Source organism: Aquimarina sp. I32.4 (assembly GCF_002924285.1).
GTDB lineage: Bacteria > Bacteroidota > Bacteroidia > Flavobacteriales > Flavobacteriaceae > Aquimarina.
The window spans coordinates 11,856-29,316 of sequence record NZ_PGUB01000061.1; the positions used below are offsets into that span (position 1 = coordinate 11,856).

At 30.1% G+C, this 17,461-nt stretch carries 13 protein-coding genes; 10 read left to right on the top strand and 3 right to left on the bottom strand.

Annotation, left to right across the window (positions count from 1 at the left end; genetic code table 11):
• Positions 1-116: 116 nt before the first annotated feature.
• Entirely contained in the window at positions 117-1,787 is a 1,671-nt protein-coding gene (locus CVD18_RS13950) for a transporter (protein WP_158250462.1), read from the bottom strand.
• Between the two features lie 100 nt (positions 1,788-1,887).
• Between CVD18_RS13950 and CVD18_RS13955 the strand changes: the two genes are divergently transcribed.
• The 4 genes from CVD18_RS13955 to CVD18_RS13970 are packed head-to-tail and all read left to right on the top strand — an operon-like array spanning position 1,888 to position 7,462.
• Positions 1,888-2,157, top strand: a complete 270-nt coding sequence (locus CVD18_RS13955) for a DUF4834 family protein (RefSeq protein WP_103866068.1) — start codon at positions 1,888-1,890, stop codon at positions 2,155-2,157.
• A 33-nt stretch (positions 2,158-2,190) separates the two neighbouring features.
• Complete coding sequence (locus tag CVD18_RS13960; protein ID WP_146052793.1) at positions 2,191-4,698, top strand: YfhO family protein; 2,508 nt, start codon at positions 2,191-2,193, stop codon at positions 4,696-4,698.
• An 8-nt stretch (positions 4,699-4,706) separates the two neighbouring features.
• Positions 4,707-5,984 (top strand): glycosyltransferase family 4 protein, encoded by a 1,278-nt coding sequence (locus CVD18_RS13965; protein ID WP_233194554.1) that lies wholly within the window; start codon positions 4,707-4,709, stop codon positions 5,982-5,984.
• Positions 5,985-6,004: 20 nt separating this feature from the next.
• Positions 6,005-7,462: a lipopolysaccharide biosynthesis protein gene (locus CVD18_RS13970; RefSeq protein WP_103866059.1), complete on the top strand. Its 1,458-nt coding sequence runs from the start codon at positions 6,005-6,007 to the stop codon at positions 7,460-7,462.
• A gap of 63 nt (positions 7,463-7,525) precedes the next feature.
• Here CVD18_RS13970 and CVD18_RS13975 read toward each other — a convergent pair whose 3' ends face one another.
• Positions 7,526-8,827, bottom strand: a complete 1,302-nt coding sequence (locus tag CVD18_RS13975; RefSeq protein WP_199185085.1) for a hypothetical protein — start codon at positions 8,825-8,827, stop codon at positions 7,526-7,528.
• Between the two features lie 236 nt (positions 8,828-9,063).
• Between CVD18_RS13975 and CVD18_RS13980 the strand changes: the two genes are divergently transcribed.
• Complete coding sequence (locus CVD18_RS13980) at positions 9,064-10,047, top strand: hypothetical protein (protein ID WP_146052794.1); 984 nt, start codon at positions 9,064-9,066, stop codon at positions 10,045-10,047.
• 170 nt (positions 10,048-10,217) lie between these two features.
• Here CVD18_RS13980 and CVD18_RS13985 read toward each other — a convergent pair whose 3' ends face one another.
• Entirely contained in the window at positions 10,218-10,838 is a 621-nt protein-coding gene (locus CVD18_RS13985) for an AraC family transcriptional regulator (RefSeq protein ID WP_103866061.1), read from the bottom strand.
• A 335-nt stretch (positions 10,839-11,173) separates the two neighbouring features.
• Between CVD18_RS13985 and CVD18_RS13990 the strand changes: the two genes are divergently transcribed.
• The 5 genes from CVD18_RS13990 to CVD18_RS14010 all read left to right on the top strand — a co-directional run bounded on the left by CVD18_RS13990 (position 11,174) and on the right by CVD18_RS14010 (position 17,321).
• Positions 11,174-11,926 (top strand): tol-pal system YbgF family protein, encoded by a 753-nt coding sequence (locus CVD18_RS13990; protein WP_158250463.1) that lies wholly within the window; start codon positions 11,174-11,176, stop codon positions 11,924-11,926.
• 3 nt (positions 11,927-11,929) lie between these two features.
• The gene (locus CVD18_RS13995) at positions 11,930-15,094 is read left to right on the top strand and encodes a CHAT domain-containing tetratricopeptide repeat protein (protein WP_103866063.1); all 3,165 of its coding nucleotides are present in this window, start codon (positions 11,930-11,932) and stop codon (positions 15,092-15,094) included.
• 168 nt (positions 15,095-15,262) lie between these two features.
• Positions 15,263-15,856: an RNA polymerase sigma factor gene (locus CVD18_RS14000; RefSeq protein WP_103866064.1), complete on the top strand. Its 594-nt coding sequence runs from the start codon at positions 15,263-15,265 to the stop codon at positions 15,854-15,856.
• 11 nt (positions 15,857-15,867) lie between these two features.
• The gene (locus CVD18_RS14005) at positions 15,868-16,608 is read left to right on the top strand and encodes a tol-pal system YbgF family protein (RefSeq protein WP_103866065.1); all 741 of its coding nucleotides are present in this window, start codon (positions 15,868-15,870) and stop codon (positions 16,606-16,608) included.
• 350 nt (positions 16,609-16,958) lie between these two features.
• Entirely contained in the window at positions 16,959-17,321 is a 363-nt protein-coding gene (locus CVD18_RS14010) for a tetratricopeptide repeat protein (protein ID WP_158250464.1), read from the top strand.
• The last annotated feature ends 140 nt before the right edge of the window (positions 17,322-17,461 follow it).

A 17,461-nucleotide genomic window follows, 5' to 3' on the forward strand; every position in this document is an offset into this window, starting at 1 on the left:
ATATATAATCCTTTTGCTAAATATTATGATTGCATGCGGATCATTTTGATAATAATACGATAGATTTTTTATATCAAATGTTTAGATATAGAAGATTTTATAGATATTCCTAGCAGTTACTGGTCCATTTTTTCTAATTCTTTATCTAAATCTGTGTCGTTGGTATTGGTGTTTTCTTCTTTGTTTTTATTTTTCCCTTCTTCTTTTTTACGTTTCTTTTCTTCTTTTTTACGCCTTTTCTCTTCTTTCTTTTTGCGTTTTTCTTCTTCTTTTTTAGTTTTCTCTTGTTCTTTTTGATATTCTTCGTATTCAGCATCTACATCTTCCTCTTCTTTTTCTTCAGTTTTCTCTTTAACTTTTTTATCTTTCTCTTCACTTTCCTGTTCAAGCTCTTTTTCCATTTTATCAAGTTCCTGAAGTTCCTTATCGATATCTTGTAATTCTTGATCTACGCCTTGTTTTTCTTCCATTTTATCAAGTTCAGCATCAATTTCATCGATCATTTTTTGCTTTTCTTTTTCGGCTTGTATTTCTGCTTTTTTAGCTTTTCTAGCTTCTTTTGCTTCACGTTTTAAACGTCTGGCTTCTTCCTTTTTAAACTTTTTTCCTTCTTTTTTTGCAACCTTTTCGTTTTCTATTCGCTCACGCTCCAGTCGTTCTTCTGTACGTCTCTCATCAAGATCATTTTCTAATCCTTGTCTAAAGCCATCATCTTCAAAGTCATTTATAAAAGGAGTTTTCTCTAATTTCAAGCTGTCATTTTCTATGCCTTCTCCTTCTTCAAATTCATCTAGATTTTCATCGTTTTCATCATCACTTTCTTCACCTTCTTCTTTTTCCAGATTTTCTTCTTCTTTAATTCCTCCTTCTAATCCTGGTTGTTCTATAATTTCATCTTTTTTGTGCCAATCAAAGCGATATGATGCTCCTAAACTTAGGGTAAAAATAGAAGGGGTGTCTTTAAAATTAAAGGCTATGTTTGCATCAAATTGTAAATCCTGATCAAACAAATAAGCGCCTCCAAATCTCATTATATTATCACTGTAAAAGTCACTTTTTTGCCCTTGATATTCACCAAAAGCGGCCCATTTATCATTAATAGTATGGGTAGAAGTAATGATCCATCCTATAATCGGATCGTCTGTAGTTACTTTGTCTATAATAAGATTGGTTACCAATACCCAGTTTCCGTTCATACTGGTACTCCAATTATTTTGAGTCATTAGCACAATTTTTGGACTAAAAGAATCATCATTTGGAGAAGTAAAGGGATTGTCTTGTGAGATGAAATTAGCTCCTACATATGCAGAGACTGCAGGAATAAGGCTTTTCCATTTAAATTTATAGCGTTCTTTCCAGCTTTTTAATTCATCATAATTTATAGAATCCTTTTTTGGTTTTTTGTATGGATCATATATTAAGTATTTTGCACCTATAGTATTTACTTCAAAATCACTTCTTTTTATTTTTTCTTGGTTGCCTCCAACAGTTCGTTTTATGCCATCTGCTCTAAATCTACCGTTTAATCTAAGTTCTAACTGCTCTATTAGTAAACCATACCGTATTGAGTAATCAATATTAAAGACATTAGTTTTGGTATTTAGTATTTTATGCTTTTGTTTCCCGAAGCCCAATCCGCCTTCTAATTGTAATACATTATTACCAACCGAGAAAGCACCTTGAGATGTTCCAGGTCTATTGGTATTGATCTTTTCGGTATATTGTGCAGAAACTGTAATACCATATAAAAATATGGTAGCTAATAACAGAATAGATTTAGGGTTCATATTCAATAGATTTGGTTCAAATATAGCAGATTTTATCATTTTTTTAAGGTAGACTAGCTGTAATTGTATATAGAGTTCATTATTTTTGAAAAAAAATGATATGCAAGAAGCATCGTTGCAAGGGGTGTTAAAGACAATTCTCATTATAATTTTGGTATACTATGTGCTAAAGGTATTAACGCGTTTATTTGGCCCTCTATTGCTTAAATATGTAACAAAGAAAGCTGGAGAAAAGTTTCAACAACAATTTAATCAGCGTCAAAATTCTCATAAACCTACAGAAGGAGAGGTTACTATTGAAACAAAATCAAAAGAAAATTCTTCTAATAAAGATGTTGGAGAATATATCGATTATGAGGAAATTGATTAATTTGGCTCTTTATTTAGAAAACTCACACACATCATGTCTTTAATCAAAAGATTTATACCTCATTTTTTTGTTATTCTTGGATTTATTATTGCTTCACTGGCTTACTTTAGCCCTGTGTTGAATGGAAAAATGCTTTATCAAAATGATATTAAGCATTATGAGAGTATGGTTAAACAGCAAAATGAATACAGAGCAGAAACAGGTGAAGAAACCTATTGGAATAACTCCGCATTTGGGGGAATGCCTACTTATCAACTTGGAGCAAAGTTTCCGCATGATTATATGGATAAGCTAGATCGTTTGATTCGATTTTTGCCAAGACCTGCGGATTACCTTTTTCTTTATTTGGTTAGTTTTTATATTTTGATGCTGGTTATGCGTATTCCTTGGAAAATTGCTATTCTAGGAGCATTGGCTTTTGGGTTCTCTGCATACCTTATCATTATTATCGGGGTGGGCCATAATTCTAAAGCACATGCAATTGCTTATTTTCCTCTGGTGCTTTCTGGAATTTTATTGGTTTTTCAGAAAAGATATATTTGGGGATTTTTACTCACAGCACTTGCTATGGGATTAGAAATACAGGCAAATCATTACCAGATGACCTATTATCTAGGGTTATTAGCATTGGTTATGGGAGCTACTTTTTTTATTGATGCTATTAAGAAAAAAGAAATTCCTCATTTTTTTAAATCTGTAGGTGTTTTGATAGTTGCTGTTTTATTGGGATTAGCAACAAATGCAACAACACTATTATCTACATCAGAATATGTAAATACTAGTATTAGGGGTAAAAACTTATTGGCAGAATCAACTGCAAGTACATCAGAAAAGAATGGACTTGATTATGAATATATAACAGAATATAGTTACGGTAAATTAGAATCATTAAATCTTTTTGTACCAAAACTAATGGGATTGGGTAGAGCTTCTGATTTGGGATCGGATTCTGCTTTTTATCAAAAATTAATTGAACTGGGAGAGCCAAGGGATAAAGCTAATTATTATGCCAAGGTTACTGGTTTGTATTGGGGTGAACAACCGTTAGTAGAAGCCCCTCCTTATCTGGGGATAACAGTCGTTTTTTTAGCGCTTTTAGGGTTATTACTTATAAGTGGAAGATTACGTTGGTGGCTTTTGGCAGGAATTCTTTTATCATTAACATTGAGTTGGGGTAAAAACCTGGAGTTTTTGACACGCTTTTTTATCGATTATGTTCCTTTTTATAATAAGTTTAGAGCAGTATCAAGTATTCAGGTACTATTAGAACTTTTGGTGCCTATTGCAGCAGTGTTTGGAGTGTATAACATTTTTAATGATAAAATACCATTTGCAGAAAGACAAAAGAAATTTTTGATCTCATTAGGTACTTTTGGAGGACTGTGTTTACTCTTTTGGTTGTTTGGAGGAAGTTTATTTAGCTTTAAATCATCATCAGAAATTCAATTAGGGATTGAACAACCTATGATTTTTGATGCTATCAAAGCCGATAGAATCACAATAATGAAAAGTGATAGCCTTCGATCATTATTATTTGTACTACTTGTTGGTGGAGTGATTTGGGGAATGTTAAAGAAAAAACTATCAGAAAATATGGCCCTTGTTGCTTTAGGGTTACTTATTATTGTTGATTTGGTAGGAGTGGATAGACGAAGTGTGAATAATGAAGGGTTTATCTCTAAACGAGAATATAAAAATTTATTTCAGGCGACAAGTGTAGATAAAGAAATTCAAAAAGATACCTCTTATTTTAGAGTATTGGATTTGGCAAGAGGGTTTAATAACTCTCATATGAATTACTTTTTTAATTCAGTAGGAGGGTATTCTGCTGTACGACCTAGAAAGATGCAGGACTTATTTTATGAACATATCCAAAAAGATACTGTAAAAATAATAAATAAGAAGAAGGTTAATGTAAAATGGATGAATCCTGAAGTGGTTAATATGCTTAATATAAAGTATGTAGTACAGCAAAATGAGAAAAGACAATTAGATGTTCAGCAAAATCCATCAATAAATGGCCCAGCATGGTTTGTATATGAATTAAAACCTGTGGCAAACCATAAAGAGGAGTTTGAGGCTTTAAAAACTATAAATACAAAAAAAGAAGCTGTTCTTAATGTTCGTTTTACAAGATTATCAAAGATGAGAACTTCTTATGTACCTCAAACAAACTTTAAAGTTGATAGTCTAGCGAATATCTCACTTGTACAGCACAAACCAAATCAATTGATATATAAATCTAATAGTAAAGAAAAAGGATTTGCTGTTTTTTCTGAGGTGTATTATAAAAATGGTTGGAATGCATATATAGATGGAAATTCAAGTCCTATTATTCCTGTGAATTATACGCTTAGAGGGTTGCAGATTCCTAAGGGGAAACATACCATAGAATTCAAATTTGAGCCTCAGGTTGTAAAAATAGGAAGCACCATTACGCTTGCTAGTTCTATAATTTTTGTATTGTTACTTATCGGAGGACTATTTTATCAGTATAAGAAAACAGGAAATGTAGTACCTCTTTCACAGGATGATAAATAGCTTGTGTTTTGAAAGTCCTGATCGTTACATATTATTGGCCACCTGCAGGAGGCCCTGGAGTACAAAGATGGCTTAAGTTTGTCAAGTATTTTAGGGAGTTTGGTATTGAGCCAATAGTGTATGTGCCTGAGAATCCAACATACCCGATGGAGGATGATTCATTATCTTCTGAAATCCCTGAGGGAGTAACGGTATTGAAACACCCTATTTTTGAACCCTATCGTTTTGCTCAGGTGTTTTCTAAAAAAGAAACCAAGACAATAAGTAAAGGTATTATTGCGGGTAAAGAAAGACAGTCTTTTATACAAAGGTTGCTATTGTTTATACGTGGTAATTTTTTTATACCTGATGCGCGTAAGTTTTGGGTGAATCCTTCTGTTAAGTATTTAAAAAAATACGTATTAGATAACAAAATAGAGACTATAATCACTACGGGGCCACCGCATAGTGTGCACTTGATAGGAAAAGAGTTGAAAAATCAAGTAGGAGTGAGGTGGTTTGCAGATTTTAGAGACCCATGGACTACCATTGGTTATCATGATAAGCTTAAGCTTACCAAACGATCTAAACGAAAGCACAAAATGTTGGAAAAAGAGGTGTTATCAGAAGCAGATCATATTATAGTAACAAGTTTTACAACTCAAAAAGAGTTTGGTGCTATTGCTAATACTCCAGTTTCTGTAATTACAAATGGATATGATACAGAAGTGGTGATTGAAAAACAATTGGATACTACATTTACGGTTTCTCATATTGGCTCTTTGTTATCTGCTAGAAACCCAGCTTATCTTTGGAAGGCGATGTATGAATTAACTCAGCAAAATGAATCATTTTCCAAATTTTTTCGGTTACAATTAGTTGGGGCGGTAAGTGATGATGTATTATCTTCGATAAAAGCAGCAGGGCTATCTGATTTTTTGGAACTAAGAGGGTATGTTCCTCATGCTGATGCTATAAAAATACAACGAAGTTCTCAACTATTATTATTGATAGAAATTGATAGTAAAGATACTCGTTGTATTATTCCTGGTAAATTGTTTGAATATATGATATCCAAGAGACCTATTTTGGCAATAGGACCAGCAGAAGCAGATATATCCAAATTGATTTCAGAGACTAATTCAGGGTATTTTTTTGAATATGACGAGTATGATAAGATAAAAAAACAATTATTGGATTGTTTTACTCAATTTGAGAAAGGAACATTGGTATCAGAAGTAGAAGGAATAAATAAGTATAGTAGAAGCGCATTAACGGAAACATTTGCAAAGCTATTAAAACAATAATCTAATATTTTGAATTGGTAATGGGCGTAGTAGTAAACCAAACAATACGAAATATAATCATTACCTGTCTAGGGTTTGGTATAGGAGCAATTAATACATTGTTCTTATTTACTAATTTTATGAATGAAGAACATTATGGCCTGATTTCATACCTTATGACAACTTCTAATTTGATATGGCCACTTATGGCTTTTGGAGTGCATAATACGCTGATCAAGTTTTTCTCGTCGTATTCTAATCATAAACAACAAGATAAGTTTCTTACCATCATGTTGATTTTACCTTTTTTTATAGCAATAATTCTAGGTATAATAGGGACTATATTTTATAGTTCTATTCTGGAACTCTTTAGTGATAAAAATACAATCATACAGCCTTATGTATGGACTATTTTTGTTCTAGCATTTGCTGTGTCTTATTTTGAAGTGTATTTTGCTTGGTCTAAAGTAAAATTGAAAAGTGTCTTTGGTAATATAGTAAAAGAGCTATTCCTGAGAATTTGTATAAGTATACTACTGATATTATTATATTATGAAATCATAGATATAGAGCGATTTATTTATATACTAATGGCAGCGTATTTGTTGCGAACTCTAGTTATGAAAATATATGCTTTTGGGCTTCATCGTTTTAAATTTCGTTTATCTCTACCTGATAACTATGTATCTGTTTTCAAATATTCTGGATTGATATTGATTGCAGGTTCTGTTGCAAGTTTATTGATAGAGTTAGATAAAACGATGATAGAGCGTTATCTTTTGATAGAGAATGTTGCTAAATATGGAATCTGTGCATACATCGCAAGTGTAATTATTATTCCTTCTCGAGCTATGCATCAAATCACATACCCCTTGACGGCTAAATTAATTAATGCACAAGAAAAGAATCAATTACAAGATTTGTACAAAAAGAGTTCCTTAAACTTATTGGTAACAGGGGGATTACTTTTTATTTTGATTGTTTGCAATGTTACTCAACTTTTTGAGATTATACCTAAAGAGTATGAACTGTTTATTTGGGTGGTCATTTTGATAGGTAGTGCTAAATTGTTTGATAACCTTTTAGGAAATAATAATTCAATTTTATACTGTTCTGATTATTATAGGTTGATATTATATATTGGGGTAGGAATGGTTATTCTTACGGTAGTATTAAATATGTATTGGATTCCTGTATATGGAGTTACAGGGGCTGCTATTGCCACTTGTATAGCTGTGTTTTGTTATAATAGTACCAAATTATGGATTGTATATGCCAAATTTAAAATGCATCCTTTTTCTACAAAAACATTTTTGGCTTTGTCCTTGATTATCATTTTTACTTTTGGTTTTTATTTTTGGGAATTACCTTTTCACCCGATTCTTAATATTATTGGTAAGAGTATTATAATCGGGATAGCTTATATTGTTATTGTGTATGCATTAAAAGTATCTAAAGATATCAACGATTTAATAAAGAAAATCCCCAGAGGTGAATAAAAATTCAACTCAAAGGGATTTTCCAACTAACCAACCAAAAAGATAAATATCTTCAATTATTTTTTAGCTTCTACTTCTGCTGGTACGAGAACGTGTATTTGCTGATCTCGACCCTCTTTGAGAAGGAGTACTTCTTTGTCTATTTGCAGATGTTGCTCTAGAAGTGCTTTTTGCTCTACCACTATTATAATGACTACTGTTAGAACGTTTTGTTACATTTTTTGAGTAACTTCTATTTGTACTTCTAGGTCTTTGAACATTGTTTGTTTTGGCAACAGACCTATGTGTTCTTTCATTTCTTTTATAATTAGGTCTACTAGTACTTTTATTAGATCTACTTGCTACTGCACTTCTGCTTCTTCCATTAGATTGTACTCTCTGTTTTGATGGAGTACTTTTATTGTTTGATCGTACTCTTTGTTTGGAATATGCATTTCTATTTGTTGTACGTGCAAGTTTATTTGGTGCTCCTGTACGGCTTCTGCTAGTACTTCTAGTTGTTGCAATATTTGATCTATTTCTTGTATTGCTTTTTGAACCATAATTTGATCTGCTTCGAGTTGTATTTCTATTGTTATAATTAGATGTTCTACTACGACTTATTTTGCTATAGTTACGATCATTTCTTTTGTACATCGCAGTTCTACTGCTTCTTGTTCTGTAGTTTGTAGCTCTTGCATTAGAACCTCTATATCCTCTGTTGTAGCTAGATACTCTACTATAAGGCCTGTAATAACTACGACTTCTATATGGTCTACGGTAATACCCATCATAGTAATTGTTTCTATACATGGTATATGAACATCTATAAGGAGTGTAATATCTTCTGTATGGTCTATCGTATACAATACATCTACTTACTACTGGTACTGTGAAATAGTCATGAAAAGGTCTATATACATAATATCTGTTATAACGATTGATATACCCTGTACAGTTCAAGAAGTTTCCATATCTATTATAATTTACATATAGTCCACCAACTCTTGAGATACGACCATAATTATTATAGTTAATATAAATATCTCCAGCTTGTGTGATTCTACCATTATAATCATAAAAAATAGGCACATCTTCTATTTGTACTACAGCTCCGTAATCATCATATTGTACGTAAGCATCATAATCATATCCAGAGTTAAAACTTATGTTTACTCCAGGAGTATTGATGCCAACACTTACTCCATTGAAATGGAAATCAAATTGGCCATCTGCATATACTGAAAAATCAATACCTCCTTCAGAAAATATAAATGATTTACCATAATTATAATATGGAGCAGATGCTTCAACACTTGTTTTTGATGCACTAGCAGTAAAAGAAGCTAATAATAAACCTGTGAAAAGTAAAACAAAATTTTTCATAATTTGTGATTTTAAAAAGGAGAACAGAAATTTATTTTTCGATCTCACTTTTATAGTATCAAGCAGCGTGCCAAAAAAAAAATGATATTCATATTATTATTGCACTTTGTTTTTTAGTGTTGTAAGTGTTTGAAGTAAAGGGTTTAATGTTTGTTTTTGAAATAATTTTGTAAAAATAGGGTAACACTATTCTTTTTGTATTGATATAAGGGTGTAAAACTTTAAAACATAAAATTATGAATACTTTAAAATGTATGTTAGGAATACTATTAATGACTGTTTTTATAGTAACAGGTTGTTCTAGAGATGATGACAACTCTACACCTATACTACCACAAGAGATACTTGGATATGATGACCTTGCTGGGTTTTATGGTACTCATGGTGTACAAAAACAAGAATTTACTATCGATGCTACAATAGGAGGTAGTATTACAGGGGAGAACGGAACAATTATAACTATTCCAGCAAATTCTCTTGTAGATGTAGATGGAAATTTGATTAGTGGTATGGTTGATATTGGAATAAAAGAAATTTTTACTCCAAGTGAGATGATTTTATCAAATAGACCAACAAATGCGATTAATTTTTCTGGAGAAAACACTTTTCTTCTTTCTGAAGGAGAAACTGAGGTTGTTTTTACACAAAATGAAGATTCATTGCAGATGGCTATGGGAACATTTTATCAAATACAGGTTCCTTCTACTGGTGGTTTTGATGATGAGATGCTACCTTTTAGTGGAACAATTACTGATGATGGGAGTATAGAATGGAATGCTACTAGAGATATAGGAGATGATAATGGTTCTAGGGGCATGGTATATATTACAGCACCTTCCTCGTATTTGTATGATGTGTTTAATACAGGATGGTCAAATTGTGATAAATTCTATGCATATCCTGGAGCAAAAACAACGAATTATATTAACTTATCTACTAGTCCAAATGCGATAGAGACAGCTATTTATTTGGTTTTTGAAGAAAATAATCTTCCTGCTGTTGTCAAAATTTTTAATTCAGGAGAACCAATTATTCAAAGTTATACAAATTCCTTACCTGTTGGACTAGAAGCGACCTATATTGCGATTACTATATTAGATAATCAACAATATCTTGCTGTAAAAAGTGTAGTAATATCTGAAGAAGAAGAGCTTTCTTTTGATTTTGAGCCTAAAACTACACAAGAGATATTGGATGCTCTTGCTTTGTTAGATGATTAAAAATCTACTTCTTGAATTTATGTTATTATGGAAAATGATCAGGTATCCTGAGTAGAATCAAAATGCCTGATCATCTTTGTGAAAATATGTAACAATCTATTTATTTAAAATTTGTTAGCACTAATAGTAGTATGCATATTATAAAACGAAATTTCTTTTTATTTAAAAGTTTAGGAGTTGTTTTGTAGACTTTTGAACTGATTAGGTGTTTGTTTTGTGAATTTCTTGAATGCCGTATAAAAGTTTGATTTTGATTTAAACCCACATTCTAACCCTATAGATTCTATGGTATAATTATTATATCCGCTGTCTAATAATTTTTTTTTGGACTCTTCTATTCTTAATTCATTGATAAAATCATTAAACTTTTTCTGAGAATAAGTATTGATAAGTTGAGAGATATATCCATTACTTATTTTAAAATCAAGAGATAAACTACTAAGTGAAATGTCTTGTAATAGATATTTTTTCTCTGTTATAATGTATTCTTCAATTTTTATATAAGTGGCATAGCCTGTTCTTTTATAAGTTATAGAAGAACTAATTCTTTTTGCAGGTCTTTTGTATATTGGTTTGGTTAATGAAGATGGGGTAGTATTAGTAAAAAATAGAGACGATGTTAATAATGGCGTTATAGCATATCCTTGTTTTATATTCATTACATTTTCTATGATTACCAGAATTATTCCAATAGAAAAAAATAAACTAGAACTTATATCGATTTTAGAGTAATTATTGACTTTTTGTACTTCGTTACTCAATACTAGAAAAGGGGATTTGAATTTTTTCATACCTATTTTGATAATTAGTTATTTATGAATTATACCGATGTTAGTATTTATAAATAGTGATATTATAATACTAATCACGGTTATTTATAATAATGATGCACTACTAGGTAAGACATAACAAGTTTTTTTACAAAACCATCATTTTGTAATAATAAAGTAGCAGTAAGTAAAGAAAAGATTCACCATTTTTATAGAGAAGATATTTAATTATCGATAAGATAAAAGGTATTGAATAGAGTTAAAAAGACTAGAGGTTAAATATGTTTTATTTAATTAGAAACTTATTTTGTTATGAAAACAATAAAAAGACTCTTAAAAGTAGTAAGCTTACTATTATGTGTAAAAACCAAGAGGTATTAATTGAAGATAAAGACATTATATTTATAATAAAGTATTTTGAGCTGGCTCTTTCTAAAGAAGAATTATTTGTCTTTGAAGAAAGAATGCATCAAGATTTAGAGTTTTATAAAAAGGTTAAGTTATATGAAAAGAGTAATGCTGTTGTCGTTCAAAAAATTCAGACTCAAAAAGAGTATAATCGTATAAAAGAATGGAATTTTTTGGTAATGAGTTACCAACAAAAAAAAAGTAAAGAAATACAATGGAAATGGATTGGTGGTATGGCAGCTATGTTTGTATTGCTTTTCTTTAGTTGGAAAATTTCGAACATGTCAGCATTAAAAGAATTAGCCTTAGAAGAAGCATGGAATAAAAAAATAGGACTGGATTATACAATGATAAGAGGAGATAAGGATGATGATCTAGACATGGTTATTTATACAGCTTATATAGAGTATGAAAACAAACAATATGAATTAGCGATTGATGCTATAGATAGTTTTGATAGCTCTATGCGGTATTATGAGGATGCTTTGCTAATAAAAGGGTTAGCTTATTATAGGTTGGGACAACCAAATAAAGCTTTACGAATTATGGAGTTACTCTCAGGATATCCTACACAAAAAAAGGCAAAAGTAGCATTATGGTATCAAGGTCTTATCTATCTGAATCAAGGAAATATACAAAAAGCAAAGGAATTTTTAGAATTATCTAATACATTTGATTCAGAAATAAGATTAAAAAAATAGGAGTTGAAAGAAGACAAGATGATAAAAAAAGTACTATTACTGTTTGTAGGGATATATTTTACACTTTCTTCTGTATTAGCACAAACATCAAAAGATACATTAATTGCTTATCAGTATTATAAAGAAGGAGATTCTCTTCGAGAAGACGATAAAAGAGCGCTATCTAATCAAAGTTATAAAAATGCCTTAACGATATATAAAAACGCAAAAGCTTGGAGACGCGTAATAACATGTTATAATAAAATAGCAGTAAATCAACTGTACCTCTACAAATTTGAAGAATCATTTAAGAACTCAAATAGTGCGATTGAGATTAATGAGATTTATTTTGAGGAGAATACTTTTGAGAAAGCCAATACCTATGATAATTTTGGATTGTATTATGAAGAAAACTCAAATTTCCCTCAGGCTTTAATCTATTATCAAAAAGCTTTAGATATTCGCCAAAAAAAACTTAATGATAAAGATCTTTCTGTAGCAAAGAGTTATAATAATATTGCTTTAATTTATTATAAAACAGGAGAATATAAAAAAAGCATTCTTTGTCAAGAAAAAGCATTAGAAATAAAAATTAATGTACTAGGAAAAAAACATCACAAATTAGGAGTACAATACAATAATCTAGGAGCAATTTATACAGAAACAGGTTTGTATGAAAAAGCTCTTAAGTATTATGAAAAAGACTTAGAAATAAGTATTAATGCATATGGAGAAGATCATTTTTTTATAGCTTTTAATTATGCAAATATGGCTAGTATTTATATAGAACTATTACAAGAAAATAAAGCGATTGATTATTATGAAAAGGCATTAAGAATTTTTATCAAGCATAAGAAACCAAAATATGAGTCATATGTGTATGTAAATTTAGGAAATTTATATACTAGTATTAATAAAAATAAAAAAGCACTAGTGTATTTAAAAAAAGCGCTTTCTATGCTTACAAAGTTATATAGTAAAGAGCATAAAAGTGTGTTAAAGACAATGAGAAATATTGGAGCTGCATATAGTAGTTTAGGAGAATATGACACTTCATTTTATTACCATCAAAAAGCACTGAATATAACTCTTGGTTTTTATGGAGAAGATCATCCTGATGTAGCACACTCTTATTTTGATTTAGGAAGAGATTATGTGAAAAAAAAAGAATATAAAACTGCTTTAAAATATTATAACAATGGATTATCGATTTTAAAAAAATATGGAACTACTTATAATAGTTTTATTATTGAAGCATATAATAATATCGGTAAAATTCACTTTTTTGAGAAAGACTATATAAAAAGTATACGTAATTATGAAGAGGCCTTTTTTGCGAATATTGTATCAGATACTAAGAATACACCTACTATTAGTACAAGTATTGATTATGATAAATATATGAATTTGATTACTCTATTAAATTCTCTAATAGGTAGAGCAGAAACATACCAGCAATTATATGTGCAAAACGGAAATCTTACTGATCTTAAAAAAAGCGAAAGTGCATACGAAGACTCCGATGCTTTGTTAGGTTTTTTAAGAAAAAAATTAAGCAATTATAAAGATAAAGTCTTTTTTTCTATAAAAGGACAAGATGTGTATTCAGGAGCAATCCAAACCCAAATTTTACTTAATAAAAAAAAAGAATCCACAGGTAAGTTTGTAGAGAAAGCTTTTTATTATGCTGAAAAAAACAAAGCAAATACACTGAAAGAGATTTTAAATGATTATGATGCAAAAGCTTTTGCAGAGTTGCCATCAGAAATGATAGAACTGGAAAAGAAGTTAAAATCAATTCAAGCTTTTTATCAATCACAAATTTTGGATGAACAATCAAAAAAAACAGTTGATACTGCAAAAATTACTAAATATGAAAATATAATTTTTGATCAAGAAAGAAGACAGGATTCGTTAAAAGAAATATTACAAAAGGATTTTCCAAAATATTATCAATTCAAGCATAAAAATGATATAATTTCAATTTCTTCAATTCAACAACAATTAGATGTAGAAACTACAGTTTTAGAGTTCTTTACTTCAGATAGTGTTACCCATGTTTTTAGTATTTCTAAAGATACTATTGCTGTTGAAAAACTGCATACTCCGCAACTAAAAGAAAACATTATTCAATTGCGAGAAGCAATTGTATCAGAAAATATACCAAAGTATAAAGAGTTAGCAGCTTTGTTGTATCATCAACTTATCATACCAATAAAAGAAAATTTAAAAAATGAAAGATTAATTGTTATTCCAGATGGACCGTTATGGTTTCTTAACTTTGATTTATTACTCACTCATCAAAAAAAGGTTAAAAACATAAGAGAACTACCATATTTACTGAAAAAACATGCAATATCATACGCTAATTCGGCAGATGTTTTATTTCATTCTTATAAGAATATGAAAATTGATTCTAATGTACGAAAGGAGTGTTTAGCGTTTTCATTTTCAGATAGTGCCAAAAACCTCACTTCAGATACAAAAATGAGTTTGGCTACTTTAAGAGATTCAGGAGATGATTTACCTGGTACTAGAAAAGAAATCAGAGCTATCTCAGAAATTGTAGATGGAGAGTATTACTATGGGGTAAATGCTATAGAAGCTAATTTTAAACAAAATGTAGGACAGTTTAGTATACTTCATTTGGCTGTACATGGAGAGGTTGATCATAACAACCCACAAAACTCAAAACTATACTTTACAAAAAGTAAAGATACACTAGAAGATAACGTATTATATAGCCATGAGCTTTTTGCATTAGATATTCCCGCTGATCTTACTGTATTGAGTGCTTGTAATACTGGAGTAGGACAAGTTGCCAATGGAGAAGGGATTATGAGTTTAGGTACTGCTTTTCAGTATGCAGGAACCAAAAGTTTATTGTTAAGTAGTTGGGAGGTGTCAGATAGAACAACACCTATATTAATGAAATACTTTTATGCAAACCTGAATAAAGGAATGCATAAAGATAAAGCTTTACAGCAGGCAAAGCTAAAATTCATTAATACAGCAGATACATTTTATACCAATCCATTTTATTGGGGAAGCTTTTATTTACTAGGCGATTCAGCCCCTCTTATAATAGACACCCCTACAGATGTAAAAAGTATATATTGGATACTACTTGCCCTTGTTCTAGTATGTTTTTTCTTGATATTCTTTTATTTTAGAAAGAAAAGTAATTAAACTACTCAGCTCTCTTGATTTTATATACCAAATGCTATAGCGTTATACTCTTATTCCATAGGGATAAATTGACAAATGATAAGAGTGGTAAGAAGCACTATGTATGAGTATTGTAAAAAAATGTTTTAAAACATAAAAAAAACATTCTCTTTTTTTTACTTTTGGATAGTGAATGATATTGAAATAAAAAATAAGATTAAATCTGCACAAAAAGGAGATGAACGACCATTTAACATTTTCTTTGAGTATGCTTTTCAAAAGTTAAAGGGAAAACTACTTTCACTCACAAAATCTGAGGAAGATACTAGAGAAGTATTTATTACTTCTATGCAAAAATTTTGGGAACGTTTTGTTATTAATCAGGAAGAATTACCTCATAATAGTATAGGATATATATATATTATGTGTAAAAATGCCTGGTTGATGAAAAAAAGAAATATTAAAGGCATGGTTACAGTAAGTGATCAATCCTATGAATACTGTGATGATACAGCAGATCCTGTTTCTTATGAAGATCAAACTGAAATAGAGAATGATAGAGTGTTAAAGCATAAAGCCTTGGCCATTGCTTTAGAAAAACTATCTCCAAAATGTAGAACCCTTTTAGAGAATGATATGGATCATCAGGTACAATTGAAAGATTTACAAAAAGAATTAGGGTATACGAATTATCAAGCGCTGGTGCAGGCAAAATATAATTGTAAAAAAAGATTGATTCAAAAGGTATATGAAGCTTTAGGGAAATTAAAGAAACATAACTAAACTTTTTACAGATGGCAAATGAAGAAAAAGATATAGAACTTATTGCACGCTATTTTGATTTGGCTTTATCAGAATCAGAATTATCTGTATTTGAAAAAAGAATGAATGAAGATTCTCAATTTTTGACTAAAATTGAACTATATGGAGAAGGCAATGCCTTTATAAACAAAGAATATCAAACAGAAGAAGAAACTTCTCGCACAAGAAAGTGGAATGATTTGATGTTTTCCGATTATAAAACAAAAGGTAAAGTGATACCTTGGAGATGGATTGGTGGTATTGCAGCAGTTTTTGCAGTATTATTTTTTGGATGGCAATATACAAGTACAGTATCAGAACCAGATCATGAATATGCTTCTAAAGAAGCTTGGAATAAACAAATAGGATTAGACTATTCTCAAATGAGAGGAGAGTCTGGTAATTCATTAAAAACAAATATTCATATAGCATATTATAAGTATACAAAACAAGAGTATGAAGAAGTAATTGATATGCTGGGTCATTTTGACTCATCGGTATTATATTATGAAGACGCTTTATTATTACAAGGGTTATCATATTATAAATCCAGAGATACTATAAAAGCTTTAAAAAAGCTAAAAATTCTTTCTGATTATCCTACTCAAAAAAAAGCAAAAGTTGCACGATGGTATATGGGACTTATCTATTTGGATAAGAAAAACATAAAAAAAGCAAAACAATTTTTGAAATTACCTACCAGTAAAGATTCAGAGATAAGACTCAAAGAATAATTGTATATTGTACAATCTATCTAGAATCTATTTGTAATATGATAAAAAAAATATTTTTTTGGGGTTTAGGGCTTTTATTTATAAGTACTCCTAGTTTCGGACAGATTGAAAACGATACCATAAAGGCATCTTATTTTTTTTAAAAGGCAGACTCTCTTATACAAGATAAGAACCACGAAGCCTCAATCAAATTCTTTAGTAAAGCCTTACCATTATATAAAAAAGCCAATGTTTGGGAAAAAGTAGCGACATGCTATAATAAAATATCAGAAAATCAATGGCGTATTCGTGACTTAGAAAACACATTACTAAATTCAAAAAAAGCTTTAGAAGTAAGTAATAAATACCTTGTGAAAAATAATCGACAAGAAGCCTATTCTTATGATAATATTGGTAATTATTATGAAAATATACCTGATTATAAAAATGCACTAGTTTATTATCAGAAAGCATTAGAAGTTCAAAAAAAAATATTTCCAGAAAAAAAACCTGATATAGCAAAGTCATATCATAATATGGCTATAATTTATTATTACACCTTAGATTATAAAAATGCATTGCAAAATTATAGAAAAGCCTTAGCAATAAATATTGATATTCTAGGAAAAGATCACCCAAAAGTTGGAAATACTTACAATAACATGGGGATTATTTATAAAAAACAAGGGAAATTTAATTTAGTAATAGAATACTATAAAAAAGCTACGCTCTAGTTTATAATTTCTATTATTCGTATCTTTAATTCATGGATTTAGAAAAGATAAAAGTTGAAATAGGTAAGTTATCCATTGAAGATCAGGCTTTATTGGCGGCAGAACTTGAGAAATTGACTTTGAAAGGAAGTCCCGCAGTT